The following is a 25,312-nucleotide window of genomic DNA, read 5'->3' on the forward strand; positions in this document are numbered from 1 at the left end:
AAAAAGCAATTGGGGTGCAATGTTAAATGTTCATCAGCCCCGCTCATAAAGGCGAAGGCTGTGAACTAATATTAAATTTTATCCGTAACCTACTCTTTAGTAACAACTTCTTCAGCTTCTGAGTTTTCTGGTTCAGGAGCAATTGTGAAGGATTCCGCTTGCTGCAGATCCTCTTCATCCTCCGTATCACGCATTTCAATTTCTTCCTCATCACCTGAAAGAATCTTAACATCCATACCCAGACTCTGAAGTTCTTTAATTAATACTTTAAATGACTCAGGTACACCTGGCTCTGGAACGTTTTCGCCTTTGACGATGGCTTCATACGTTTTCACACGTCCTACAACATCATCCGATTTAACTGTTAAGATTTCCTGCAATGTATAAGCAGCACCATATGCTTCAAGCGCCCATACTTCCATCTCTCCGAAACGCTGTCCGCCAAATTGTGCTTTACCGCCCAACGGCTGCTGTGTAACAAGAGAGTATGGACCTGTCGAACGTGCATGAAGTTTATCATCAACCATGTGGGCAAGCTTGATCATGTACATGACACCAACAGATACCCGGTTGTCAAAAGGCTCACCTGAACGTCCATCATATAGGACTGTTTTCGCATCACGGGCCATTCCAGCCTCTTCTATCGTATCCCAAACATCCTCTTCAGTAGCACCATCAAATACAGGTGATGCAACGTGAATACCTAAAGATCTGGCAGCCATTCCAAGATGCAGCTCAAGCACCTGACCAATGTTCATACGTGATGGTACCCCTAATGGGTTTAACATAATGTCAACAGGTGTTCCGTCCGGCATGTAAGGCATATCTTCTTCTGGTAAAATTCTAGAGATAACCCCTTTGTTACCATGTCGTCCAGCCATCTTATCCCCTTCGGAGATTTTACGCTTTTGAACAATGTATACACGCACGAGTTGATTTACACCTGGTGGCAGTTCATCTCCATCTTCACGATTAAAGACTTTTACATCCAGGACTATTCCTCCGCCCCCGTGTGGAACACGAAGGGAAGTATCACGGACTTCTCGAGCCTTTTCACCAAAGATAGCATGTAACAATCTTTCTTCCGCAGTAAGTTCTGTTACACCCTTAGGCGTTACTTTACCTACTAGCAAATCGCCATCCTTCACCTCAGCACCTGTACGAATAATTCCTCTTTCATCCAGATTGCGAAGAGCATCCTCCCCAACGTTTGGAATATCACGAGTAATTTCCTCAGGTCCAAGCTTCGTATCGCGTGATTCAGATTCATACTCCTCAATATGGATAGAGGTGTAAACATCATCTTTCACGAGACGCTCACTCATAATGATTGCATCCTCATAGTTATATCCATCCCATGTCATGAAGGCAACTAGAACATTACGCCCAAGCGCTAATTCTCCAAGTTCCATGGAAGGACCGTCCGCCAAGATTTCACCTTTCGTCACACGGTTGCCAACAGCAACGATTGGACGCTGGTTGTAGCAAGTTCCTTGGTTAGAACGGATGAATTTCAGCATTCTATATTTATCAAGATCGCCTTTTACTTCCTGGCCATCTACATTAACCATTCTGCGAACCCATACTTCACGGGCTTCAACATGTTCAACGATTCCTTCGTGCTTACAAATAACCGCAGCACCGGAGTCTTTTCCAGACACATATTCCATCCCCGTTCCAACTCTTGGAGCTTCTGGCTGCATCAATGGTACAGCTTGTCGCTGCATGTTCGCACCCATTAGTGCACGGTTGGAGTCATCATTTTCTAAAAACGGAATACACGCTGTAGCAGCAGATACAACCTGCTTCGGTGATACATCCATGTAGTCGGCACGATCACGAGGTACAACAGTGTTTTCACCTTTGAAACGTGCTACAACTTCCTCTTCAAGGAAGGAGCCGTCATCAGCAAGAAGCACATTGGCCTGGGCTACTACATAGTTATCCTCTTCATCAGCCGTTAAATAATCAATACGGTCTGTAACTTTGCCTGTTTCAGGGTCAACTCGACGATAAGGCGTTTCAATAAAGCCGAATCTGTTCACCTTTGCAAATGATGATAATGAGTTAATCAATCCAATATTCGGCCCCTCAGGAGTCTCAATCGGACACATGCGGCCATAGTGTGAATAGTGAACGTCACGCACTTCAAAGCCTGCGCGTTCACGAGTTAATCCACCTGGTCCAAGCGCAGATAAACGGCGTTTATGCGTTAACTCTGCAAGCGGATTTGTCTGGTCCATGAATTGAGATAGCTGTGAGCTTCCGAAGAACTCTTTAATAGATGCAATAACAGGGCGAATATTAATTAATTGCTGCGGAGTGATCGTGTTTGTATCTTGAATGGACATTCTTTCACGAACCACACGTTCCATTCTGGAAAGACCAATACGGAACTGGTTTTGCAAAAGCTCACCAACAGAACGCAAACGACGATTTCCAAGATGATCAATGTCATCTGTATCCCCGACAGAATGCAATAGGTTAAAGAAATAGCTGATAGAAGCAATAATATCTGATGGAGAGATATTCTTTACAGCCTCTTCCACATACGCATTCCCAATTATATTAATTACTTTTTCGCCATCTTCATTAGGTGCATAAATTTTAATAGACTGAAGAGTGATATCCTCATCTAATACTCCGCCAACAAGACTTACTGTCTTGAAGCCAATATCTTTCTCAAGGTTTGGCAGAATACGGTCAAGTGTACGGCGATCAAGAGTTACCCCTTTTTCAGCGATAATTTCACCTGTTTCCGGATCTACTAGCGTTTCTGCTAATTTTTGTCCGAACAATCTATTTTTAATATGAAGCTTTTTATTAATCTTGTATCTTCCTACGTTTGCTAGATCATAACGTTTAGGATCGAAAAATCTTGATACTAATAAGCTTTTTGCATTTTCTACTGTTGGAGGCTCTCCTGGACGAAGGCGCTCGTAAATTTCTAATAAGGCCTTGTCGGTACCCTCTGTATTGTCTTTCTCAAGCGTGTTGCGAATGTATTCATTGTCCCCAATCAAATCGATGATTTCTTGATCAGAACCGAACCCAAGGGCACGCAAAAGAACCGTAACGGGCAGTTTCCGAGTACGATCTATTCTAACGTACACGACATCCTTGGCATCTGTTTCATACTCAAGCCAAGCGCCGCGGTTCGGGATGACAGTTGCCGTAAAGCCTTTCTTCCCGTTCTTATCTAATTTTCCACTATAATATACACTCGGTGAACGAACAAGCTGTGAAACGATTACACGTTCAGCTCCATTGATCACGAATGTACCTGTTTCTGTCATAAGCGGGAAGTCACCCATAAAGACATCCTGGTCTTTAACTTCGCCTGTTTCTTTGTTTACAAGACGTACCTTTACACGTAACGGTGCAGAGTATGTAACATCTCGTTCTTTCGATTCCTCAACGGAATACTTTGGATCGCCAAGGCTGTAATCAATAAATTCAAGCGATAAATTACCAGTAAAGTCTTCAATCGGTGAAATGTCCTGGAACATTTCACGTAAACCCTCATCAAGAAACCATTGATAAGAAGAGGTTTGGATTTCGATTAGATTTGGTAATTCTAAAACTTCACTGATTCGCGCGTAACTCCTACGTTGGCGGTGTCGTCCATACTGAACAAGTTGACCTATCAACTGATTCACCCCTCAAATCAAGCTTAATGGCAATAATATTCTCAAATAGAACAACTGTCCTATCTTAAGACAAAGGCTATGTTAAATAATATCGTTGACTTACAAAGGCCATTTCTCCCATGTTCTCGAAAAACATCGTTCACATGCACAAATAGCTAATCAACGATAATCACTAATTCAGCCAAGACAAAAAGAAAAAAGGGTTTTTAGTTCAAAAACCACATTTTCACATTACGACAATATTTTGTTATCTTTCCCAACAAAAACCAAAATTATACAACTTTTGTGTATTTTAGTAAATAATCGGAACATATTATGTTGGCATTATATAATGCTAACATACGCAAAAAGTCAAGTCAATCTTTTTTTGCCCGCAAAATATAATAGCCCTTTTTCTTCTCTACCGTTTCCACTTCACCAAAAAACTCTGATAGCTTTTCAATAGCTGACGGGGCTCCCTGCTTTTTTTGTATCACAACCCAGAGGTCTCCGCCTTTTTGTAATTTATGATAGCTTTGCTCAAAAATATCATGAACAACTTTTTTGCCAGCCCGTATCGGAGGATTCGTTAATACCGCCGCAAACTTGTCATCCTTCACATTTTCAAGTCGATCACTTTCATAAATACGTACATTTTTAATTTGATTTAATTCCGCATTTTCACGGGCGAGTGCTAACGCCCTTGAATTGACATCCACCATATGGACAATTCGGTCCTCCATAAGCATTGCTGCTGAAAGTCCAATTGGCCCATATCCACAGCCAACATCAAGGATGTTTCCTTCAATACCCGGCTTTTCGAACATTTCGATTAGCAGCCTGGATCCAAAATCAACTTCGCTTTTTGAGAAGACTCCATTATCCGTCTTAAAACGAAATGAATGCTCCTTTAAAGTAAAGCTCCAATATTTAGGATTGCTTTCTGTACTTTGTGTTTTGGAAAAGTAATGTTCTGACACGACATAGTCACCTCCAACGGGGATTTGATTGCAGAAATAATGAGAGGTTAAAAAAAGCCCGCTAAACAGCGGACTTTTCATTTTCTATATTACTTAACTTCAACGCCAGCTCCAACTTCTTCAAGTTTAGCTTTGATTTCTTCAGCTTCTTCTTTAGAAGCGCCTTCTTTAACTGCTTTTGGAGTGTTGTCAACAAGTTCTTTTGCTTCTTTAAGTCCAAGACCTGTGATTTCACGAACAACTTTGATAACTTTGATTTTTTGATCGCCTGCAGAAGCAAGGATTACATCAAAATCAGTTTTTTCTTCAACAGCAGCACCAGCAGCGCCACCCATAACAGCTACAGGAGCTGCAGCAGTTACACCAAATTCTTCTTCAATAGCTTTTACTAAGTCGTTTAATTCTAAAACAGTCATAGATTTTACTGCTTCAATGATTTGTTCTTTAGTCATGATAATGTTTCCTCCTTATATTTGGTTTAAACCGATGTGTTTACCGTTAAAAAATTTAACTTACGCGCCTTGTTCTTCTTTTTGGTCTGCAACAGCTTTTGCAGCAAGAGCAAGATTGCGGATAGGTGCTTGAAGCACGCTGAGTAGCATAGATAGTAAGCCTTCGCGAGATGGTAGTTCTGCAAGAGCCTTAACTTCTTCTGCAGTTGCAACGTTTCCTTCAATAACACCTGCTTTAATTTCAAGAGCGTCATTCTTTTTAGCAAATTCATTAATGATTTTTGCTGGAGCAATGACATCTTCAGAACTGAATGCAACTGCATTCGGGCCTGTTAATACTTCGTTTAAAGCAGATAGTTCAGCAACTTCTGCAGCACGGCGTGTTAAAGTATTTTTGTATACTTTGAATTCAACACCAGCTTCACGAAGCTGTTTACGAAGTTCAGTTACTTGAGCAACAGATAGACCACGGTAGTCAACAACAACTGTTGATACACTAGCCTTTAGTTTGTCAGCAATTTCTTCGACAGTTTGTTTCTTTTGTTCGATAACGCTGCTCATCATTACACCTCCTGTAGAAATTTCTGCACTTATACCGTTCAATAAAAAACCTCCACATCAAGCAGACATGGAGGGAGTATACAATAGGTAAGACAATAATCTATCGTATGACCTCGGCAGGATATTAAGCGAGAAGCACCTGCTGTCTACGGTACAAATGGTATTATATTTTAACAACAAAATACATATTACTAGATGTAGTTTTGTTTGTCAATATTGTAAGTTTATTTCCAATAATTACTTAACTGTTACAGTAGAAGGATCTACTTTCACGCCAGGTCCCATTGTTGAAGTAACAGATACGTTCTTCATGTAAGTACCTTTTGCAGCAGATGGTTTAACTTTAAGCATTGTTTCGAAAATTGTGTTGAAGTTTTCGATAAGCTTATCGTTTTCAAAAGAAACTTTACCGATAGGAACATGGATGTTACCAGCTTTATCAGTGCGGTATTCTACTTTACCTGCTTTAATTTCGTTAACAGCTTTTTCTACATCAAATGTAACAGTACCAGTTTTAGGGTTTGGCATTAAGCCTTTTGGTCCTAACACACGGCCAAGCTTACCAACTTCACCCATCATGTCAGGTGTCGCAACGATTACATCAAATTCGAACCAGCCTTGGCTGATTTTGTTGATATACTCTGCATCGCCTACATAATCTGCTCCAGCAGCTTCTGCTTCCTTCGCTTTTTCACCCTTTGCGAATACTAATACGCGTTGAGTTTTACCAGTACCGTTTGGAAGCACAACCGCTCCACGAATATTCTGGTCAGCTTTCTTAGGATCAATTCCTAAACGGAAAGCAACTTCTACAGTCGCATCAAACTTAGTAAAGTTTGTTTTCTTTGCAAGATCAATCGCTTCTTCGATTGGATAAGCCTTCATACGGTCTACAAGCTTTGCAGCTTCTAAAAACTTTTTACCTTTTTTAGCCATTTTTATTTCCTCCTAAAATTGTGGTTTTAGCGGAATATCCTCCCACTTGAAAAGCAAAAGCCTTAGACAGAACAAAGGTTGCGTGTGAAACTAAGCTCAGCAACGCAACCCCATTGAACTGCCTAAAACTTTAAGCATGGATTAATCTTCGATAACGATACCCATGCTGCGTGCAGTACCTTCAACCATAAGCATTGCAGCTTCTACGCTAGCAGCGTTTAGGTCAGGCATTTTTGTTTCAGCAATCTCGCGTACCTTGTCACGCTTGACTGTTGCTACTTTATTACGGTTTGGTTCACCAGAACCAGACTGGATTCCAGCTGCTACTTTTAGAAGAACGGCAGCAGGAGGAGTTTTCGTAATAAATGTAAATGAACGGTCTTCAAAAACCGTAATTTCAACAGGAATGATTAGGCCAGCTTGTTCAGCTGTACGTGCGTTAAATTCCTTACAGAATCCCATGATATTAACACCCGCTTGACCTAGTGCTGGTCCTACTGGCGGCGCAGGGTTTGCTTTACCTGCTGGAATTTGTAATTTTACAAGTTTGATTACTTTTTTAGCCACGAGACACACCTCCTTAAAGTCCGTGATGTGGTAATTGGGGCCTAAGTGACTGTTAGGGTCCCTCCCACTCAACTTATAGTCTTTATATCAAGATAAAGAACATAACAATAGTCTGGTCTCAAAACCTGAGACATACTGACCTTTGAAATATTATCACTTTTCAAAGCTAATTTCAAGTTTTTTTCAAATTATAGTTTCTCGATTTGAGAAAAATCCAATTCAACCGGTGTATCCCGGCCAAACATATTAACAAGGACTTTGATTTTCGCTTTGTCTCTGTCAATATCTTCAATCGATCCTGTGAAGTTGGCAAACGGTCCCTCTTTCACTTGTACCGTTTCTCCAAGTTCGAAGTTAATATCCACTCGTTTTTCATCGACACCCATACGCTTTAAGATAACATTCACTTCTTCAGGTAATAACGGTGTCGGCTTTGAGCCGGAACCGGCTGATCCGACAAAGCCCGTAACGCCTGGTGTATTCCGAACTACGTACCATGAATCATCTGTCATCACAATTTCTACGAGGACATAACCAGGGAAAACTTTACGTTTTACTACTTTCTTTTTGCCGTTTTTGAAATCAGTTTCTTCTTCTTCCGGCACGATAACCCGGAAGATTTTGTCTTGCATTCCCATAGATTCTACACGTTTCTCCAGGTTTGCCTTTACTTTATTTTCATAACCGGAATACGTATGAACAACATACCAATTCTTTTCCATTCAAGGGGACTAAATCGTCCTTCCCTCCCTGTATCATTAAATAGGTCTGACTATTTTCACAAAAAATTGCCTATATTAAACATTTTTAACCAAATAAAAAACCCGTTACCGGGCTTTGCAAATGTTTCCTGTGCTATTCACCATTATACCATGGATATACAGGGGTTATTCAAGAATTAATCGAATCAATTCAGAAATACCTAAGTCAACCACTGCGAAGAACACTGCAAAAAACGCAACAGTTGCTAGGACTGTTACAGTATAGCCAGTCAGTTCTTTGCGCTTTGGCCAACTGACCTTTTTCATTTCACGTCCAATATCGCGGAAAAAATTCAAGATGCGCTGCATATTGTAACCCCCAACTTACTTATAATCTAAGTAAATTTCATAATGTATTTAACTAAATGAGTAATCAAATTACGATTATTCTTATGAATAAGAGTTTATGAAATTTAGAAAAATACATATATAAAATTCGTTTATCATCACTTACTTTGTTTCTCTATGAATAGTATGATTGCTGCATGTATTGCAATACTTCTTAAGCTCTAGGCGCTCAGAGTCTTTATTATTCATTGTCGAATAATTTCTGGACCCGCACTCCTTGCATGCTAGTACTACTTTTTTCCTCATTCATTCCACCTACTAAAATACATTTACGTCCTTAAAACTTTATCATGGACCATAAATGATGTCAATAACAGGGAGTGGGAGTGGTCTGCTTGTTCCCATCTGCTTTACAACGTAATTTCTCGAACCTCCAAATACCGCTCAAGCTTTCGTTTCACCCTTTGCAGAGCGTTGTCTATTGATTTCACATGACGGTTTAATTCTTCCGAAATCTCTTGATAAGATTGCCCATCCAAATAAAGGGAAAGTACTTTTCTTTCAAGATCACTAAGCAGCTCGGACATTTTGACCTCTATATGATCGAACTCTTCCTGATTAATGATTAATTCCTCAGGATCCATTACCTTTGCACCCGAAATAACGTCCATTAACGTCCGATCTGATTCTTCATCATAAATCGGCTTGTCCAATGACACGTATGAGTTAAGCGGAATATGCTTCTGCCTCGTAGCGGTTTTGATGGCTGTGATAATTTGTCTAGTAATACACAGCTCTGCAAACGCTTTAAACGAAGATAGCTTGTCCTCTTTAAAATCACGAATAGCCTTGTATAAGCCAATCATTCCTTCTTGAACAATATCTTCCTTATCTGCGCCAATTAAAAAATATGACCTTGCTTTGGCACGTACAAAATTGCGATACTTATGAATTAAATAATCTAACGCTTCACTCTCGCCTTTATGCACTAAATCAATCAATTCTTCATCTTCAAGCTGCATATACCCTAAATTATTCTCATCGATTGTTTTCAAGTCAGTATCCACTAAGATCCCCCCGACCGCACCAAGCATAGATAGAAATATTATACAGTAAGAATTTTTCCAGCGTCAACCACTCATTGGTCCCCTCGGCGCCACTTTTCAAAAATTTCTGCCATTTCTTTGCTAAGCGGAATTTTCGAGAATGGCTGCTTTTTTTGAATCTTCTTTACCCTTTTTTCTATTTTACTTTCAATCGAATTCATTTCATTTAATAATTCTCTTGAAGATTTTCGCAGCGCACCTTGTCCAAAAATCGCCCATTGCTCCGTATAGTCAGAGGTTGCAACATGAACTTGAGTTTTGATATTGTTTAGGCTGATGGCCAGTTTCTCAATTCTTTCATCAGCCGTTTCATTTGTCCGTGTAAAAATAACCTCAACCTTTGAATCCTTATATTTCTTCTCGGTACCCTTCACATAATGAGCGTCAAATACGACTATGACCCTATATCCAGAGTACCCCTGATACTCTGCCATTTTTTCAATTAACCGGTCTCTGGCAGCTGCTAAATCCTTTTTCTTTAGCTCTCTTAGCTCTGGCCAGGCACCAATTACGTTATACCCGTCAACAAGTAGGATGTCCATTTCTATCCCTCAAGAGGATGTCGCTTCCTGAACACCTCATACATTAAAAGAGCAGCTGCAACAGATGCATTCAAGGAGGTCACATGGCCTGCCATCGGTAAATGAATTAAGAAATCACATTTATCCCTGATTAATCGGCCCATGCCTTTTCCTTCACTGCCAATAACTAGTCCCAGCGGCAATGTTCCGTCAAAACGGCGGTAGTCTTCACTTCCCTTTGCATCAGTCCCGGCAATCCAAACACCTTTTTCCTTTAATTCATCGATCGTTCTAGCCATATTTGTCACACGGACAACAGGGATATGCTCAATTGCGCCAGTCGATGCCTTAGCAACTGTTGCAGTTAAACCTACTGCTCTCCGTTTCGGAATAATAATTCCATGAGCACCTACTGCATCCGCTGTTCTCATGATTGACCCGAGATTATGAGGGTCCTCTATTTCATCCAATAATAAGAAAAAGGGAGCTTCATTTCTTTCTTCTGCTGCTTGGAAAAGATCATCTATTTCCGCATATTGGTAGGCTGCAACCTGAGCAACAACCCCTTGATGATTTCCTTCTGCCATCTGATCTAATTTTTTCTTCGGGACGAATTGAACAAATACATTTGATGCTTTGGCAAGTCCAATAACCTGCTGCATTTGTCCGCCTTGTGACCCCTCTGCTATGAAAATTTTATTAATATCCCGTCCTGATTTAAGTGCTTCCATTACAGGGTTTTTTCCCATAATAAAATCTTGGCTCATTTAGAATTTCCTCCTTTCCTTTCTTCTACCATTCGAAAAGCAGACAAGATCACTTCCTCCATCCGCTCCTCTTTACCTGATAAATGCAAGTAGCCAATTAACGCTTCAAATGCCGTGCTATATCGATAGGTTTGAACATCTGTATTTTTAGGGATTGATCCGGACTTTGCATTTCTCCCTCTTTTCACAACGGCAATTTCCTCTTCTGTCAGAAAGTCTGAATCCAGCAACTGGTGAATAATGACCGATTGAGCTTTAGCAGACACATAATGAGTGGCTTCTCTATGCAGCTGATTAGGCCTAACCTGCCCATTCTGGATTAGATGTCTTCTTACATAGATTTCAAAAACAGCATCGCCCATATAAGCAAGGGCGAGGCTGTTAAGCTGTTTCTCATCAATTTTATGATCGTATTGAAGCATTGTTTAGCCTCTTTTCCATCTAATGCCTTGAGGTGTATCTTCAAGAATGATGTTCATGTCTTTCAGCTGGTCACGGATTTGGTCGGCTAATTGGAAGTTTCGATCCTTACGTGCTTGAATACGCTCCTGGATTAAACGCTCAATCTCTTCATCAAGCAAATCCTCTTTCGGGAAATCTAAAGTGAGCCCAAGCACTTGGAAAAGATCCTCAAATTCCTTAGTAAATGCCTTAATCACTTGTACGGAGGTGTTTTTCTCCATTAAATAATAATTCGCTAATTTGGAAAGCTCAAAGAGAACAGAAATGGCATTTGCTGTATTAAAATCATCGTCCATTTCCCTGATGAACTCTTCATGCAGCGCCGCAATTTTGTCGTGCCATTCCTGATTATTTTCAGTTAGGTCAGCACTTGTATCTTGGCGATGCTTCAAATTTTGGTAAGAGGTTTTAATTCTTTCAAGACCCGCACGTGTATTTTCTAATAATTCTTCACTATAGTTGATCGGGTTGCGATAATGAACGGACAGCATGAAGAATCGAAGCACCTGCGGATCATGATTCTTAATAATGTCGTGCACAAGAACAAAGTTGCCAAGTGATTTAGACATTTTTTCATTATCGATATTAATATAACCGTTATGCATCCAATAGCGCGCAAATGTTTTTCCGCTTACTGCTTCGGATTGAGCGATTTCATTTTCATGGTGAGGGAAGGCTAAATCCTGTCCGCCCGCATGAATATCAATCGTTTCACCCAAATACTTTTTCGCCATCGCGGAGCACTCAATATGCCAGCCTGGGCGTCCTTTACCCCATGGGCTATCCCAATAAATTTCTCCTTCTTTTGCCGCCTTCCAAAGGGCAAAATCAAGTGCATCTTCCTTCTTTTCCCCTACAGCAATGCGGGCGCCTGACCGAAGCTCATCAATGGATTGGTGTGAAAGCTTGCCATACTCCTTAAATTTGCGGGTATGGTAGTAGACATCCCCTTCAGACTCATAGGCATATCCCTTTTCAATTAATGCTTCAATGAACTCAATAATAATGTCCATGCTTTCGGTCACTCTCGGGTGGGCGTCAGCACGTTTGCAGCCAAGCGCCGAAACATCTGAAAAAAAGGCATCGATAAAGCGCTCTGCAATGACGGGAACTTCTTCTCCCAATTCATTCGCCGCACGGATTAATTTATCATCCACATCAGTAAAATTGGAGATGTATTTGATATCATAACCTCTATACTCAAAATATCTTCTAACCGTATCAAAAACAATTGGCGGTCTTGCATTTCCTATATGAATATAATTATAAACAGTTGGACCGCACACATACATTTTTACCTTCCCTTCCTCTAAAGGGATAAACGGTTCTTTCTGTCTTGTTAGTGTATTATAAATTTTAATGGCCATTAACTAGGCTCCTTTCTTTCTTAAGCTCCTCTAATTCATTATTCAGTTTGGCAATTTCTTGTTCTAAATCTTTAAAACGATCTGCGATTGGGTCTGGAAGATCACTGTGATTTAAATCTTTGTTAATCCGGACCCCATCCTGGATTTTCACTCTACCGGGTATTCCTACTACTGTCGAATTAGGGGGTACTTCATGTAAAACGACAGATCCTGCTCCAACCTTTGAATTTTCCCCAATTGTAATAGATCCAAGCACCTTTGCTCCTGTAGCAATCAATGCATTGTCCTTAATAGTAGGGTGCCGCTTTCCTTTCTCTTTACCAGTCCCCCCTAAGGTTACCCCTTGGAAGATGGTTACATTATCACCAATTTCGCATGTCTCCCCAATGACTACTCCCATCCCGTGGTCAATGAACAGCTTCCTCCCAATTTTTGCACCTGGGTGAATTTCAATTCCTGTAAAAAAGCGGCTTATTTGTGAGACGACTCTTGCAAGAAAATAGAGTTTCTTTTTGAAAAGCGCGTGTGCTAACCGATGTGCCCATATGGCATGTAGGCCAGAGTAAGTTAAGATTACCTCTAGATAACTTCTTGCAGCTGGATCCTGTTCAAATATAACCTCAATGTCTTCCTTTAGCCTTTTAAACACGTCTGTCCCCTCCCTAATTCGATAATCATATTTTTTTAAAATGGTTTTTTTGAATAGTATTTTCCGGGAAATTTTTTATTTCCACGGGTTTGAAAAGTGTGTGTACACGATGTCTTTTCAGTGAATTTAAACTGTCATTTACAGGACGTTTATAAAAACCCAATCAAAATTGTTATATCGATTCTGCTTTTTAGGGAATAAAAAAAACGCCTCCGTCAATTACGACAGAGACGCTTTATGCGCGGTTCCACTCTGTTTAGACATCGAAATGTCTCAACTTTTACTTGTTAACGGATTAGTTCCGCCCACTTCTAGTAGGAAATTTTCATGCATGAAAATCCGTTCGAAATGAGGCTCAGAGGGGCACTTCAGATCAATGAGAGGCTTAAACCACTTTCAGCCGGTGATGGTTCTCTCTAAAAAGCATCATGTTCTTACTTTTCCTCTTCAACACTTTCAGCTATTGAGTTACTTACTACTATATTACATTTTGGGCAATATGTTAATCTAAAATACTCATTAATCGCATTTTTACTTTTTCTTTCCCGAAAAGCTCGATGGCTTGCGGAAGATCAGGTCCGTGTGTCTGTCCTGTAATCGCTACACGGATAGGCATAAAGAGCTTCTTCCCTTTATGGCCTGTTGATTTCTGGACAGCCTTCATTGCCGCTTTAATTTCATCAGCCTTGAATTCACTTAAGCTTTCAATTTCCTGCAAAAATGCAGAAAGCACTTCCGGCACCTGTTCCTCTTCAATCACTGCCTTTGCTTCTTCATCCATTTCTGCTTTATTACTAAAGAAAATCTCGGACATCTCAACAATTTCAGCACCATAGCTCATCTTTTCCTGATATAAGGCAATGAGGCTGCGCACCCATTGTGTTTCCACTTCAGTCAAGTTCTCGCTGATTCGGCCAGCTTTTACAAGATGCGGCTGCGAAATGGAGACAAGACGATCAATATCGATTGTTTTCATGTATTGATTATTCATCCAAGTCAGCTTTTGCTTATCGAAGAGAGCTGGTGATTTTGATAGGCGGCTTGCATCGAAAATATTAATGAATTCATCCTTGGAGAAAATTTCTTCCTCACCAGATGGTGACCAACCTAGCAGGGCAATAAAGTTAAAGAGGGCCTCAGGCAAATAGCCTAGCTCTTCATATTGCTCGATAAACTGGATAATGGACTCATCGCGCTTACTTAACTTTTTCCGGCTCTCATTCACAATTAATGTCATATGGCCAAAAATCGGAACTTCCCAGCCAAGTGCGTCATAAATCATCAATTGTTTAGGTGTATTGGAGATATGGTCATCCCCTCTTAATACATGGGAGATCTGCATTAAATGATCATCAACCGTTACGGCAAAATTATAGGTAGGTGTCCCATCTTTTTTGACGATAACATGATCGCCAATGCCATCAGATTCAAAGGATACATTTCCTTTAACCATATCATCGAATGCATAAACTTTTCCTTGTGGAACTAAGAAGCGAATGCTTGGCTGTCTTCCCTCTGCCTCAAGCTTCGCACGCTCCTCTGGAGACAAATGACGGCATCTGCCGGAATAAGCTGGTGTTTCTCCTTTAGCTGTTTGCGCTTCTCTCTCAGCCTCTAACTCTTCTTCCGTACAATAGCATTTATAGGCAGAGCCATTTTCAAGCAGTTCATGATAATACTTTTCATAAATATCATTCCGCTCGGATTGGCGATATGGGCCAAAGCCGCCATCCTTATCAATGCTTTCATCCCAATCAATGCCAAGCCATGTTAAGTACTTTAACTGACTTTCCTCTCCGCCTTCAATATTACGTTTCTTGTCAGTATCCTCAATACGGATAATAAATTTCCCGCCTTTGCTCTTCGCAAATAAATAATTGAATAAGGCTGTACGGGCATTACCGATATGTAAATGTCCAGTTGGACTAGGGGCATAACGTACACGAATATCGTTTGACATATTACTTATGTCCTCCTCTAAAAATCTACTTTTTTATTGATTTATTTTATCATTTCTTCTTCTGCAATAAAACAGCAACTTGCGAAGCAATTCCCTCGCCTCTGCCGACAAATCCCAGCTTCTCCGTTGTCGTAGCTTTTACGTTAATGTTTTCAACAGAGGTTTCTAGTAATTCGGCGATTCTCTCCCTCATTTGGCCAATATGTGGAGCCATTTTTGGCTTTTGGGCCATAATCGTACAGTCTGCATTGACAAGCTCATATCCCTTTTCTTTCACTAGATTCCACACATGCTCTAATAATTTTGCTGAATCTGCATCTTTGAACTCAGGATCGGTATCAGGAAAATGCCTTCCGATGTCTCCTTCACCGATAGCCCCAAGACATGCATCCGCCACTGTATGTAATAGTACATCTGCATCAGAATGACCTAATAAACCTTTTTCATATGGAATTTCAATTCCGCCTAGTATAAGCGGGCGCCCCTCTGTTAATTGATGCACATCAAAGCCTTGTCCAATTCGAAACATCTTATTGTCTCCTCTTTTTTAAAAAATAGTTATGGCTGGTTACCCATTCGTTTCCGAATAATGGCCTCCGCAAAATATAAATCCTCTGGCGTTGTCAGCTTAATATTGTCATAATTTCCTTCAACAATCATAACATCCTGCCCAATCCGCTCCACCAAACTTGCATCATCGGTTCCAAGGAAATGATCTGCAAAAGCCTTCTCGTAAGCATTCATTAAAAAAGAAAAACGAAAAGCCTGTGGGGTTTGGACAGCCCACAAGCTGGATCGTTCTACCGTTTCCGTCACAATATTTCCGGCAGCCTTTTTTACTGTATCCTTGACAGGGACCGCTAGTATCGCGGCCCCATTTTTCTCTGCAGCTTTAACTAGCAGATCAAGGTGTCTTTTGTCAATAAATGGTCTTGCTGCATCGTGAACAAGAATGATTCCCTCTTGCTTCACACATTTTAAGGCATTGTAAATACTATGCTGCCTTTCCTTTCCGCCAGGAGCTAAAGCGATCACCTTTGAAATGTGATATTCATTAAGGAGCTCCTTCATTTCCTTTTCATCCTGGGGATTGATGGCAAGATAAATGCCCTCGCAATTTTCATCCAGCTCAAAAATTCTTAATGTATGAATAAAAATCGGCTGTTTATCTATTTCTAACAAAATTTTATTCCTGCCCGCTCCCATTCTTTTTCCCTGGCCTGCAGCAGGAATGATGACTTGATAAGCCATTTCAAATAAACCCCAATCCCTTATAATGCTTTTTCCAATAGCTTTGGTTTCGCGAATATCATTCGTCCCGCTGAGGTTTGCAGAACACTTGTGACAAGGACATCAATATGCTTGCCGATATAATCCCGGCCATCCTCGACCACAATCATCGTGCCATCATCCAGGTAAGCAATTCCTTGATTTTGTTCCTTTCCATCTTTAATGACCTGTACCTTCATTTCTTCACCAGGAAGAACGACCGGTTTAACCGCATTGGCTAAGTCATTAATATTTAAGACAGAAACCCCTTGGAATTCACAAACTTTATTTAAGTTAAAATCATTTGTAACAACGATGCCGTTCGTTACTTTCGCAAGCTTCACTAGCTTGCTGTCTACTTCCTGAATTTCTTCAAAGTCACCTTCATAAATCTCTACTTTGATCGCAAGCTCTTTCTGAATCCGATTTAGAATATCGAGACCTCTTCGTCCTCTATTCCGCTTTAATACATCTGATGAGTCAGCAATATGCTGCAATTCTTCCAGCACAAACTGCGGGATCACAATGGTTCCTTCTAGAAACCCTGTTTGGCAAATATCGGCGATTCTGCCATCAATAATGACACTTGTATCCAATAATTTCAACACATTTTTTGGTGGAACTTCAGTCTCTTCTTCTGTATTCTTCTTCTTTCTGTTCGAAAATAAGGTTAGAAGCTCATCACGCTTTTTAAAACCCACCTGAAAGCCTAAATAGCCGAATATAAGGGTTAACACAATAGGAGCAACAGTATTTAAGACAGGCACTTCAATCGTTGTTAACGCATACCCAATTAAAAAGGCGATAATTAGACCAAAAACTAGGCCTACACTTCCGAAAATAATATCGGTTATCGGTGCTTTTACAAGCGATTCTTCCACCCACTTGACAACATTTACAACATGATCAACCGCCCAAAAAGAAATAAGATAAAAAATAATAGCACCAAACAAGGCGGATACATATGGATTATTTAATAGTGCAACGTCATCCAGGGATATTAATATCAATAGTTCGGGAATGAGAAATATCCCCAGCGTAATCCCGATTATCAGAAAGCATGCTTGAACAATACGTTTTAACATACCTTCACCTCCTTTTACTCATTATAAACAGATTTTTCAAATTGAAACCTTGAAGCAGTAAAAATTATATTAAAATACAGATGATAAAAAAAAGGATCTATTACAAACTAGGTTAGCACCATTCGTAATCAAGTGTCAAATAATACAAATAACCGATCATTTTATCATAACGGCATATATAGTTCAATGGTCACTTAAAGCTGCCGATCGGCTAAAAGCTGTTTTTTTATAAATTTTAGGCCTTCTTTTATTTTTTTAGCCCTTACTTCCCCAATCCCTTCTACTTCATCTAATTCCTCTACTGACGCAGTAACAATCGATGGCAGGTCCATAAACCGAATGATTAAATTTTCGATAATAACAGGAGGCAATCTTGGGATTTTTGATAACATCCGATAGCCTCGGGGACACCTAAACTCTTCTGTATGGACATATCCGTTATATCCCAACAGCTTTAAAATCGCTGAATCCTCCAGCATTCTCCCAACCGACAGCTCTTGTAATTTATTAAACACTTCATTAGGGTGAATGTCCTTTAAATGGGCATAATCCCTGATAATTAACTCTACTTCTCTCTCAATATCTTCTAAAAGCTCGTTCATTTGTAGGCGAATCAGTCTTCCTTCTATTCCAAGCTCGTTTAAATAAGTTAGTAATTCATTCTTTATTCTTAGGACCATTTCAATGCTGTGAAACACGTTTAATAGATCGCTGTAAGTCACAATTTCCTCAAATTCCAACACACTTAAATTAGAAATTTCCTCTTCTAATACAACCTTGTATTTTTCAAGTGTTTGTAAGGCAACATTTGCTTTCGTCAAAATTACCCCAATATCCCTAAGTGCGTAGCGAAAATGGCCCTTATAAAGGGTGATGACATTCCGCCTTTGTGAAATAGCTATAACAAGCTCTCCTGTCTGCTTTGCAACCCTTTCCGCTGTTCTGTGGCGCATGCCTGTTTCCGTTGACGGAATCGTTGGGTCTGGTGCTAATTGGGCATTGGCTATTAAAATTTTGTTCCCTTCTTGATTTAATACGATCGCCCCATCCATTTTGGCCAACTCATACAAATAGCTTGGTGAGAAAGAAGCATTTATTTGAAAGCCCCCATCAACGATATGTGTGATTTTGTCCTTACTTCCTAATACAATTAAGCCACCTGTATTTGCTCTTAGCACATTATCGATTCCTTCCCGAATCGGGGTACCTGGGGCCATAAATTGCAGAATTTCACTCATCGTTTTTTCACCAAGCTTTTTTATCTCCATGCTCTAACCTCCTAAAGTTGCTTTTAATGCTTCACTGACAGAACTGACACCTACAAGTTCAATTCCCTTTGGTGCAGACCAGCCACCTATGTTATTAGCTGGCAAAATCACACGTTCAAACCCAAGCTTGGCTGCCTCTTGAACACGCTGTTCTATCCTTGATACCCTTCTAACCTCTCCTGTTAAACCAACCTCGCCTATAATGCAGTCAGTAGCCCTTGTAGGCTTATCACGAAAGCTAGAAGCGATGCTGACAGCAATGGCTAAGTCGATAGCAGGCTCATCAAGCTTCACTCCGCCAGCGACCTTAAGGTAGGCATCTTGATTCTGCAGCAACATCCCAACTCGTTTTTCTAACACAGCCATTAATAGCGGTACACGATTATGATCAATTCCGGTTGCCATTCTCCGGGGATTTCCAAAGCTTGTTGGGGAAATAAGAGCCTGAATTTCTACAAGGACTGGACGGGTGCCTTCCATTGAAGCTACTACGGTTGAACCTGCCGCCCCCTGGGACCGTTCTTCTAGGAAAATTTCTGATGGGTTTTCCACTTCCTCTAACCCAAACTCTTTCATTTCAAAGATTCCCATCTCGTTTGTAGAGCCAAAGCGATTCTTGACTGCCCGCAAAATTCGATATGTATGATGACGCTCACCTTCGAAGTAAAGAACTGTATCTACCATATGCTCTAGTAATCTTGGACCTGCAATGGACCCTTCCTTTGTAACATGCCCGACAATAAATATGGCAATACCTTTCGTCTTTCCGATTCTCATTAACTCTGCCGTACACTCTCTTACTTGAGAGACGCTGCCTGGAGCAGAGGTTACTTCTGGATGGAAAATCGTCTGAATGGAATCGACAATCACAAAGCTAGGATTGACACTTTCAATCGTACGGCTAATTTCATCGAGGCTCGTTTCTGAATAAACGAGTAAATGTTCGGAAGCAACGCCTAATCGATCCGCACGCAATTTCGTCTGCCTCATAGATTCCTCACCGGAAATATATAAGACAGAATGATTTTTGTTGGCTAATTGAGAAGATACTTGGAGAAGCAAGGTTGATTTCCCAATCCCAGGGTCGCCGCCGATCAGGACTAACGAACCCCTGACAATTCCTCCCCCAAGCACCCTATTTAATTCATTCAAGTCTGTGTAAATACGAGGCTCGCTTACGGTTTCGATAGAAGTAATCGGTGTAGCTTTTGAAAGGACGGCCGAGCCCTGTGAGTGTGCGAAGGCTCCTCTTCTCGAGCCAGCTGCTTTCTCTACTTCCTCTACCATCTTATTCCATACGCCGCAACCTGGGCACTTCCCCATCCACTTTGGAGATTCGTAGCCGCATTCTTGACACATAAACTTTGTTTTTCTTTTGGCCATTCTAGTTTCTTCCTCTTCTTTTTAATAGAAAATTGCTTGAATATCCCACTATTAAGTACAAAGAAGGCACACGCTCTTACGTGTACCCTCTTGATTTCCATCAGACCATTTGTATAGATGCCACTATTTTTGTAAGGTTGCAGTTGGCTTTTCTTTTGCTGATTCCACTACAAATTCCCCATCCTTGACATCAATAACAATGTCCTGGCCTGTTAATACCGTTCCTTTTAACAATTCCTCCGATAAACGGTCCTCGATATGCTTTTGTATTGCTCTGCGAATAGGTCTAGCTCCATACTCAGGATCATAGCCTTCTTCAGCAATTTTCTCCTTCGCAGCATCTGTAAGACCCAGATTAATATCCTGTTCTTTTAAACGTTTTGTTAATTGATCAGACATAAGCGTCACGATTTCTTGCAGATGCTTCTTCTCTAACGCATGGAAAACAATAATTTCGTCAATACGGTTAAGGAATTCTGGACGGAATGATTTCTTCAGCTCCTCCATTACCTTCCCTTTCATATCCTTGTAATCCTGTTGCCCATCCTGAATATTAAAACCAACATATTTATTTCTTCTCAAGGCTTCTGCGCCCACATTGGAAGTCATAATCAATACAGTGTTCCGGAAGTCTACTGTTCTTCCCTTCGAATCTGTTAAGCGGCCATCCTCTAGTACTTGTAAAAGAATATTAAATACATCTGGATGTGCCTTCTCAATTTCATCTAACAGAACAACAGAATAAGGCTTTCTGCGAACCTTTTCTGTTAGCTGTCCGCCTTCTTCATATCCAACATATCCCGGAGGAGATCCTACTAATCTGGATGTCGAATGCTTCTCCATGTATTCGGACATATCAATGCGGATCATGGCATCCTCATCGCCAAACATTGACTCAGCCAGCGCACGGGCAAGCTCAGTTTTCCCTACTCCTGTCGGTCCAAGAAATACAAATGAACCAATTGGTCTTTTTGGATCCTTTAATCCTGCTCTAGCACGGCGAACTGCTTTGGAAATTGCCTTTACCGCTTCTTCTTGGCCAATAACTCTAGAGTGTAGGATCTTTTCAAGGTTTAGAAGCTTTTGTGTTTCGGTTTGTGCTAGCTTAGAAACCGGAATTCCCGTCCAGCTGGAGACAACACTTGCAATGTCCTCAACAGTGACTTCACTATTTTCTTTGCCCTGTTTTTCCTTCCAAGACTTCTTTGTCTCCTCTAGCTGTTCACGAAGGCGCTGTTCCGTATCTCTTAATGAGGCAGCCTTTTCAAACTCCTGGCTTTGGACAGCTGCATCCTTTTCTTTACGGACATCCTCAAGCTTTAGCTCTAATTCCTTTAAATTTGGTGGAGTTGTATAAGAACGAAGTCTTACCTTTGACCCAGCTTCATCAATTAAATCAATCGCTTTATCGGGAAGGAAACGATCGGAAATATAACGATCTGATAGCTTCACTGCTGCATCAATGGCTGCATCTGTAATGGTTACACGATGATGTGCCTCATACCGGTCTCTAAGTCCTTGCAAAATTTGTACAGATTCCTCTGCAGTTGGCTCATCAACGGTAATAGGCTGAAAACGTCTTTCTAATGCTGCATCTTTTTCAATATATTTACGGTATTCATCTAGTGTTGTTGCCCCAATACATTGCAATTCTCCTCGGGCAAGGGATGGCTTAAGGATATTCGAAGCATCTATGGCCCCTTCAGCTCCTCCAGCACCAATTAAAGTGTGAAGTTCGTCAATGAATAAAATAATGTTGCCAGCCTGGCGAATTTCGTCCATTACTTTCTTCAGACGGTCTTCAAATTCTCCACGATATTTTGTACCTGCAACAACTGTACCCATATCAAGGGTCATAACTCGTTTATCACGGAGAGTTTCCGGTACTTCGTTATTGATAATTTGCTGTGCTAAGCCTTCAGCAATAGCTGTTTTTCCTACACCTGGCTCCCCAATGAGAACTGGGTTGTTTTTTGTACGACGGCTTAAAACTTCGATTACACGCTGAATTTCCTTGCCGCGCCCAATTACCGGATCCAAGCTTCCTTCTCTAGCAATGGCTGTTAAATCTCTTGCCAAGCCATCAAGTGTTGGCGTATTCGCGCTTGCCGAAGACCCTTGATGACCGCCAGACTCATTGCTCCCCAATAACTGTAACACTTGTTGCCTAGCTTTATTTAGACTGACTCCAAGATTGTTAAGTACCCTCGCAGCAACGCCTTCCCCTTCCCGAATAAGGCCAAGGAGAATATGCTCTGTCCCTACATAGGAATGGCCTAATTTTCGTGCCTCATCCATGGAAAGTTCAATTACTTTCTTAGCTCTAGGCGTATAATGAATTGTCTGTGATGCATCCTGCCCTCTGCCGATTAAGTTTTCTACTTCTTTTTGGATTTTTTCCGAACCTAAGCCTAATGCATGCAGAGCCTTCGCAGCAATTCCTTCTCCTTCTCGTACAAGACCAAGCAAAATATGCTCTGTTCCAATATTGTTATGACCTAAACGAATAGCTTCCTCTTGAGCTAATGCTAACACCTTTTGTGCTCTCTCTGTAAAACGACCGAACATCATATTCTCATCCCCCTGTCTCTTCGTTTTCCATTTTCATTCTTTCCCTTATTAATGACGCCCGGCGAATATCCCGTTCATGAGGCCTTAATGGCCCTCCTGCATACTGCTGTAAAAAACCAGGCTGTGTCAGGATCATTAATTCGTTTAAAATGTTTTTGGAGATATTAGTTAAATATTTCATATCAATTCCTAGCCGAACATCTGATAAACATCTTGCTGCTTCTTTTGATTCAATAATTCGGCAGTTTGATAAGATCCCATAAGAGCGGAAGACTCTATCTTCTAATTGTATGTTAGAAGTTTTCGCTAATGCTTCTCTAGCTGATCTTTCTTGCGAAATTAGCTGACTGACAACACTCTTTAAATCTTCAACAATATCCTTTTCCGACTTGCCAAGAGTGATTTGATTAGACACTTGAAAGATGTTCCCTAAAGCTTCGCTGCCTTCACCGTAAATTCCTCTAACAACTAACCCTAATTGATTAATTGCGGGTACAATTCGATTCATTTGCTGAGTGAGAACTAGCCCAGGCAAGTGAACCATAACTGATGCCCTTAGTCCTGTTCCAACATTAGTTGGGCAGCTTGTCAAAAAGCCGGCGCTTTCATCATATGCATAATCAATCGTTTCTTCTAGCCAGTCATCCACTTCATTAGCCATATTCAAAGCCTCTGATAACTGGAATCCTGGAAATAAGCATTGAATCCGTATATGATCCTCTTCATTAATCATCATGCTTAACTCTTCATTTTCAGATAAAATGCAAGCACCATAAGAGGAATTCTCCGCAAGATGCGGACTGATTAAATGCTTTTCCATTAGAACCCTTTTCTGTAGCGGTTGGAGCTCATCCATCAGCAACAGCTCAAATTTCCCTAGTTTTGAAAAAGAGGAATTAAGGATCCTCTCCTTCATCATATGAATAACTAACTTGGCCTCGTCATTCGTAAATAAGGTTGGAAACGTAAATTGCTTTATATTTCTTGCCAGCCGAATTCTTGAGCTTAGGATAATATCTGAATCTGGACCTTCAGCACTCATCCAGGAGCTCACAGCTTGGTTAATAAATTTTTCTAGCGACAAGCTTACTTCCCTCCCCCGTGACTAGAGTTCAATTGATTTTCTAGTAATCGAATCTCATCTCTTATTTCAGCAGCTCTTTCAAACTCTTCTTTGGATATGGAATCTTTTAAGCTTTGTTTCAATTCAACAATGCTTTTTCTTAAATGAATGCTTCCTCCTATTCTTGCAGGAATTTTTCCATTATGGACTGAATTCCCACTATGCAGCCTTCTCAATATTGGCTCAAGCTGGTCACCAAAAGCCTTGTAACAATGTGCACAGCCGAACCTTCCTACTTTTATGAATTGCTGAAAAGTCATGGAGCATTGTTCACATTGGAGAATTTCTTCCTGCTTAAACGGATCCTCCTTTGTATTCTGAAAAGTTGTATCCATATTTAGCAAACCGGCTAACAGGTTGTGAATTGAAAAACCCGGTGCACCACTTAGCATGAACATATCGCCCTTTTCCTGAGCACACTTCTCACATAAATGATACTCGGCCTTCTCTCCATTTAATATTTTCGTAAAATGAAGCGTTGCCGGCCTTTGATTACATTCCTGACATATCATGTTTTCACCTCTCCAGCTTGCTAACTATTTATATTTTAACGTCGTCAACATGGCTTTCAGCATTCTTGAGCGGAGTTCATCACGATAAGGAAGTTCAATATACAAGACAGAGCGGTCGATAACGCTTAACATTATTTTTGCTTCCCTTTCTGTAATAATCTCTTCCTCCACAAGGCGGATAATCACATCCTCTGCGCTGCTTTGAGCCAGTCGGCCTTGAATTAATGATAATAATTGGTCAATTAAATGAGCATCGTCATGTGATTGCACTTTCATAATTCTAATATATCCGCCGCCGCCGCGTTTACTTTCAACTGCATAGCCTTTTTCAATTGTAAATCTCGTATTAATCACATAATTAATTTGGGACGGAACACATTGGAATTTATCTGCAATTTCACTTCTTTTTATTTCAACAATTTCCCTTTCGCTCATTTCTAAAACCCGTTTTAAATAATCTTCAATAATGTCTGAGATATTTCTCAATATTCCTCCCCCCAAAATCTGACTTTGACTATATTTGACTTTAATTATACATAACAATATATTTCGTTGCAATTAACAGATGTTATTAATTTTTCCCCTTTTTTGTGTTCTCAAACCTTTAAATGATTTTTATTTCTGTGTTTTAGTTAAGGGGATGGAAGGAATTTGGAGTGGTGGGTTTTTGGTGTGGGATATCTTTGTAGTGAATTATGTGGGATGAACTTTTTAATTTATTATTTAAATGCTGAATTTTAGCATCATCTCGGGGAGTACTTTCGAAAAAATTCGTGGATTTATTTCAAGCGGACACTAGATCCGTTATTTTCATTAAATGACCTATTTTAAAGGCTATACGGACACTGGGTTCGCTATTATTAAAAAAACACAAGGAAATCACCGGAAATTTATGAATTAGCGGAAGCTGTGTCCTCAAATATTAACATTTACCCCATTTTTGTACTATTAACGTACCTGGTGTCCGCCAAACAAAAATAAAAAATGGCCAAACAAAAGAAAGAACAGCCATTACAGCTGTTCTTTCTTTTGCCTAGCGACGTCCTACTCTCACAAGGGGACAGCCCCTAACTACCATCGGCGCTGAAAAGCTTA

Annotated in this window: 25 protein-coding genes and 2 other annotated features; all 25 genes read right to left on the bottom strand. The window is 40.5% G+C overall.

Annotated features, from left to right (window positions below; all coding sequences use genetic code 11):
• Positions 1-89: 89 nt before the first annotated feature.
• Complete coding sequence (rpoB, locus tag AR328_RS21050; RefSeq protein WP_066301568.1) at positions 90-3,650, bottom strand: DNA-directed RNA polymerase subunit beta; 3,561 nt, start codon at positions 3,648-3,650, stop codon at positions 90-92.
• A gap of 356 nt (positions 3,651-4,006) precedes the next feature.
• Positions 4,007-4,609, bottom strand: coding sequence for a class I SAM-dependent methyltransferase (locus tag AR328_RS21055; RefSeq protein WP_066301577.1), 603 nt, complete (start codon positions 4,607-4,609; stop codon positions 4,007-4,009).
• An 89-nt stretch (positions 4,610-4,698) separates the two neighbouring features.
• Positions 4,699-5,061 carry a 50S ribosomal protein L7/L12 gene (gene rplL, locus AR328_RS21060; protein WP_066301579.1) on the bottom strand — a complete coding sequence of 121 codons (363 nt, stop codon included), beginning with the start codon at positions 5,059-5,061 and terminating at the stop codon, positions 4,699-4,701.
• 60 nt (positions 5,062-5,121) lie between these two features.
• Complete coding sequence (rplJ, locus tag AR328_RS21065; protein ID WP_066301660.1) at positions 5,122-5,622, bottom strand: 50S ribosomal protein L10; 501 nt, start codon at positions 5,620-5,622, stop codon at positions 5,122-5,124.
• Between the two features lie 34 nt (positions 5,623-5,656).
• Positions 5,657-5,792, bottom strand: a sequence feature (ribosomal protein L10 leader region).
• Between the two features lie 67 nt (positions 5,793-5,859).
• The gene (gene rplA / locus AR328_RS21070) at positions 5,860-6,558 is read right to left on the bottom strand and encodes a 50S ribosomal protein L1 (RefSeq protein ID WP_066301581.1); all 699 of its coding nucleotides are present in this window, start codon (positions 6,556-6,558) and stop codon (positions 5,860-5,862) included.
• A gap of 141 nt (positions 6,559-6,699) precedes the next feature.
• Entirely contained in the window at positions 6,700-7,125 is a 426-nt protein-coding gene (gene rplK / locus AR328_RS21075) for a 50S ribosomal protein L11 (RefSeq protein ID WP_066301589.1), read from the bottom strand.
• A 188-nt stretch (positions 7,126-7,313) separates the two neighbouring features.
• Positions 7,314-7,847, bottom strand: a complete 534-nt coding sequence (gene nusG / locus AR328_RS21080) for a transcription termination/antitermination protein NusG (RefSeq protein WP_066301590.1) — start codon at positions 7,845-7,847, stop codon at positions 7,314-7,316.
• Between the two features lie 165 nt (positions 7,848-8,012).
• Entirely contained in the window at positions 8,013-8,195 is a 183-nt protein-coding gene (gene secE, locus AR328_RS21085) for a preprotein translocase subunit SecE (RefSeq protein WP_066301592.1), read from the bottom strand.
• Between the two features lie 141 nt (positions 8,196-8,336).
• Positions 8,337-8,480 (bottom strand): 50S ribosomal protein L33, encoded by a 144-nt coding sequence (gene rpmG / locus AR328_RS22410; RefSeq protein ID WP_082677345.1) that lies wholly within the window; start codon positions 8,478-8,480, stop codon positions 8,337-8,339.
• A gap of 104 nt (positions 8,481-8,584) precedes the next feature.
• Positions 8,585-9,196, bottom strand: coding sequence for an RNA polymerase sporulation sigma factor SigH (gene sigH, locus AR328_RS21090; RefSeq protein WP_231735073.1), 612 nt, complete (start codon positions 9,194-9,196; stop codon positions 8,585-8,587).
• A 116-nt stretch (positions 9,197-9,312) separates the two neighbouring features.
• Positions 9,313-9,822 carry an NYN domain-containing protein gene (locus AR328_RS21095; protein WP_066301601.1) on the bottom strand — a complete coding sequence of 170 codons (510 nt, stop codon included), beginning with the start codon at positions 9,820-9,822 and terminating at the stop codon, positions 9,313-9,315.
• Between the two features lie 2 nt (positions 9,823-9,824).
• Positions 9,825-10,568, bottom strand: a complete 744-nt coding sequence (gene rlmB / locus AR328_RS21100) for a 23S rRNA (guanosine(2251)-2'-O)-methyltransferase RlmB (RefSeq protein ID WP_066301603.1) — start codon at positions 10,566-10,568, stop codon at positions 9,825-9,827.
• Positions 10,565-10,990, bottom strand: a complete 426-nt coding sequence (locus tag AR328_RS21105) for a Mini-ribonuclease 3 (protein WP_066301605.1) — start codon at positions 10,988-10,990, stop codon at positions 10,565-10,567. The genes rlmB and AR328_RS21105 overlap by 4 nt, the downstream gene beginning before the upstream one ends.
• A 3-nt stretch (positions 10,991-10,993) precedes the next feature.
• Positions 10,994-12,397, bottom strand: a complete 1,404-nt coding sequence (cysS, locus tag AR328_RS21110) for a cysteine--tRNA ligase (RefSeq protein WP_066301607.1) — start codon at positions 12,395-12,397, stop codon at positions 10,994-10,996.
• Positions 12,387-13,106, bottom strand: coding sequence for a serine O-acetyltransferase (cysE, locus tag AR328_RS21115; protein ID WP_331457209.1), 720 nt, complete (start codon positions 13,104-13,106; stop codon positions 12,387-12,389). The genes cysS and cysE overlap by 11 nt, the downstream gene beginning before the upstream one ends.
• A 163-nt stretch (positions 13,107-13,269) precedes the next feature.
• Positions 13,270-13,506 (bottom strand) — a binding site (T-box leader).
• Positions 13,507-13,548: 42 nt separating this feature from the next.
• On the bottom strand, positions 13,549-15,006 hold the full coding sequence (gltX, locus tag AR328_RS21120) for a glutamate--tRNA ligase (RefSeq protein ID WP_066301613.1): 1,458 nt from the start codon (positions 15,004-15,006) through the stop codon (positions 13,549-13,551).
• A 49-nt stretch (positions 15,007-15,055) separates the two neighbouring features.
• A complete protein-coding gene (gene ispF, locus AR328_RS21125) occupies positions 15,056-15,535 on the bottom strand; it encodes a 2-C-methyl-D-erythritol 2,4-cyclodiphosphate synthase (RefSeq protein WP_066301614.1) in 480 nt (159 codons plus the stop codon).
• A gap of 29 nt (positions 15,536-15,564) precedes the next feature.
• On the bottom strand, positions 15,565-16,257 hold the full coding sequence (gene ispD, locus AR328_RS21130; protein WP_066301615.1) for a 2-C-methyl-D-erythritol 4-phosphate cytidylyltransferase: 693 nt from the start codon (positions 16,255-16,257) through the stop codon (positions 15,565-15,567).
• Positions 16,258-16,277: 20 nt separating this feature from the next.
• Positions 16,278-17,360 carry a PIN/TRAM domain-containing protein gene (locus tag AR328_RS21135; RefSeq protein WP_066301621.1) on the bottom strand — a complete coding sequence of 361 codons (1,083 nt, stop codon included), beginning with the start codon at positions 17,358-17,360 and terminating at the stop codon, positions 16,278-16,280.
• A gap of 194 nt (positions 17,361-17,554) precedes the next feature.
• On the bottom strand, positions 17,555-18,628 hold the full coding sequence (gene disA / locus AR328_RS21140; RefSeq protein ID WP_066301629.1) for a DNA integrity scanning diadenylate cyclase DisA: 1,074 nt from the start codon (positions 18,626-18,628) through the stop codon (positions 17,555-17,557).
• Between the two features lie 3 nt (positions 18,629-18,631).
• Complete coding sequence (gene radA, locus AR328_RS21145) at positions 18,632-20,011, bottom strand: DNA repair protein RadA (protein ID WP_066301630.1); 1,380 nt, start codon at positions 20,009-20,011, stop codon at positions 18,632-18,634.
• A gap of 123 nt (positions 20,012-20,134) precedes the next feature.
• Positions 20,135-22,582: an ATP-dependent protease ATP-binding subunit ClpC gene (gene clpC, locus AR328_RS21150; protein WP_066301632.1), complete on the bottom strand. Its 2,448-nt coding sequence runs from the start codon at positions 22,580-22,582 to the stop codon at positions 20,135-20,137.
• Between the two features lie 4 nt (positions 22,583-22,586).
• The gene (locus tag AR328_RS21155) at positions 22,587-23,666 is read right to left on the bottom strand and encodes a protein arginine kinase (RefSeq protein ID WP_066301634.1); all 1,080 of its coding nucleotides are present in this window, start codon (positions 23,664-23,666) and stop codon (positions 22,587-22,589) included.
• A gap of 2 nt (positions 23,667-23,668) precedes the next feature.
• On the bottom strand, positions 23,669-24,217 hold the full coding sequence (locus tag AR328_RS21160) for a UvrB/UvrC motif-containing protein (RefSeq protein ID WP_066301636.1): 549 nt from the start codon (positions 24,215-24,217) through the stop codon (positions 23,669-23,671).
• A gap of 24 nt (positions 24,218-24,241) precedes the next feature.
• On the bottom strand, positions 24,242-24,706 hold the full coding sequence (locus tag AR328_RS21165; protein ID WP_442854476.1) for a CtsR family transcriptional regulator: 465 nt from the start codon (positions 24,704-24,706) through the stop codon (positions 24,242-24,244).
• Positions 24,707-25,312: the final 606 nt, after the last annotated feature.

The sequence above is a fragment of the Bacillus sp. FJAT-29937 genome, assembly GCF_001509555.1.
Classification (GTDB): Bacteria; Bacillota; Bacilli; order Bacillales; family Cytobacillaceae; genus Cytobacillus.

Excerpts from the sequence above, each read along its gene's own strand:
- radA (WP_066301630.1), bottom strand. The coding sequence starts at position 20,011 with ATGGCCAAAAGAAAAACAAAGTTTATGTGTCAAGAATGCGGCTACGAA.
- AR328_RS21095 (WP_066301601.1), bottom strand. The coding sequence starts at position 9,822 with ATGGACATCCTACTTGTTGACGGGTATAACGTAATTGGTGCCTGGCCA.
- clpC (WP_066301632.1), bottom strand. The coding sequence starts at position 22,582 with ATGATGTTCGGTCGTTTTACAGAGAGAGCACAAAAGGTGTTAGCATTA.
- secE (WP_066301592.1), bottom strand. The coding sequence starts at position 8,195 with ATGCAGCGCATCTTGAATTTTTTCCGCGATATTGGACGTGAAATGAAA.
- sigH (WP_231735073.1), bottom strand. The coding sequence starts at position 9,196 with ATGCAGCTTGAAGATGAAGAATTGATTGATTTAGTGCATAAAGGCGAG.
- rplL (WP_066301579.1), bottom strand. The coding sequence starts at position 5,061 with ATGACTAAAGAACAAATCATTGAAGCAGTAAAATCTATGACTGTTTTA.
- AR328_RS21135 (WP_066301621.1), bottom strand. The coding sequence starts at position 17,360 with ATGTTAAAACGTATTGTTCAAGCATGCTTTCTGATAATCGGGATTACG.
- rlmB (WP_066301603.1), bottom strand. The coding sequence starts at position 10,568 with ATGAGCCAAGATTTTATTATGGGAAAAAACCCTGTAATGGAAGCACTT.
- AR328_RS21160 (WP_066301636.1), bottom strand. The coding sequence starts at position 24,217 with ATGATATGTCAGGAATGTAATCAAAGGCCGGCAACGCTTCATTTTACG.
- AR328_RS21105 (WP_066301605.1), bottom strand. The coding sequence starts at position 10,990 with ATGCTTCAATACGATCATAAAATTGATGAGAAACAGCTTAACAGCCTC.
- ispF (WP_066301614.1), bottom strand. The coding sequence starts at position 15,535 with ATGTTTCGAATTGGACAAGGCTTTGATGTGCATCAATTAACAGAGGGG.
- rplA (WP_066301581.1), bottom strand. The coding sequence starts at position 6,558 with ATGGCTAAAAAAGGTAAAAAGTTTTTAGAAGCTGCAAAGCTTGTAGAC.
- nusG (WP_066301590.1), bottom strand. The coding sequence starts at position 7,847 with ATGGAAAAGAATTGGTATGTTGTTCATACGTATTCCGGTTATGAAAAT.
- disA (WP_066301629.1), bottom strand. The coding sequence starts at position 18,628 with ATGGAGATAAAAAAGCTTGGTGAAAAAACGATGAGTGAAATTCTGCAA.
- rplJ (WP_066301660.1), bottom strand. The coding sequence starts at position 5,622 with ATGAGCAGCGTTATCGAACAAAAGAAACAAACTGTCGAAGAAATTGCT.
- rpmG (WP_082677345.1), bottom strand. The coding sequence starts at position 8,480 with ATGAGGAAAAAAGTAGTACTAGCATGCAAGGAGTGCGGGTCCAGAAAT.
- cysS (WP_066301607.1), bottom strand. The coding sequence starts at position 12,397 with ATGGCCATTAAAATTTATAATACACTAACAAGACAGAAAGAACCGTTT.
- gltX (WP_066301613.1), bottom strand. The coding sequence starts at position 15,006 with ATGTCAAACGATATTCGTGTACGTTATGCCCCTAGTCCAACTGGACAT.
- ispD (WP_066301615.1), bottom strand. The coding sequence starts at position 16,257 with ATGGCTTATCAAGTCATCATTCCTGCTGCAGGCCAGGGAAAAAGAATG.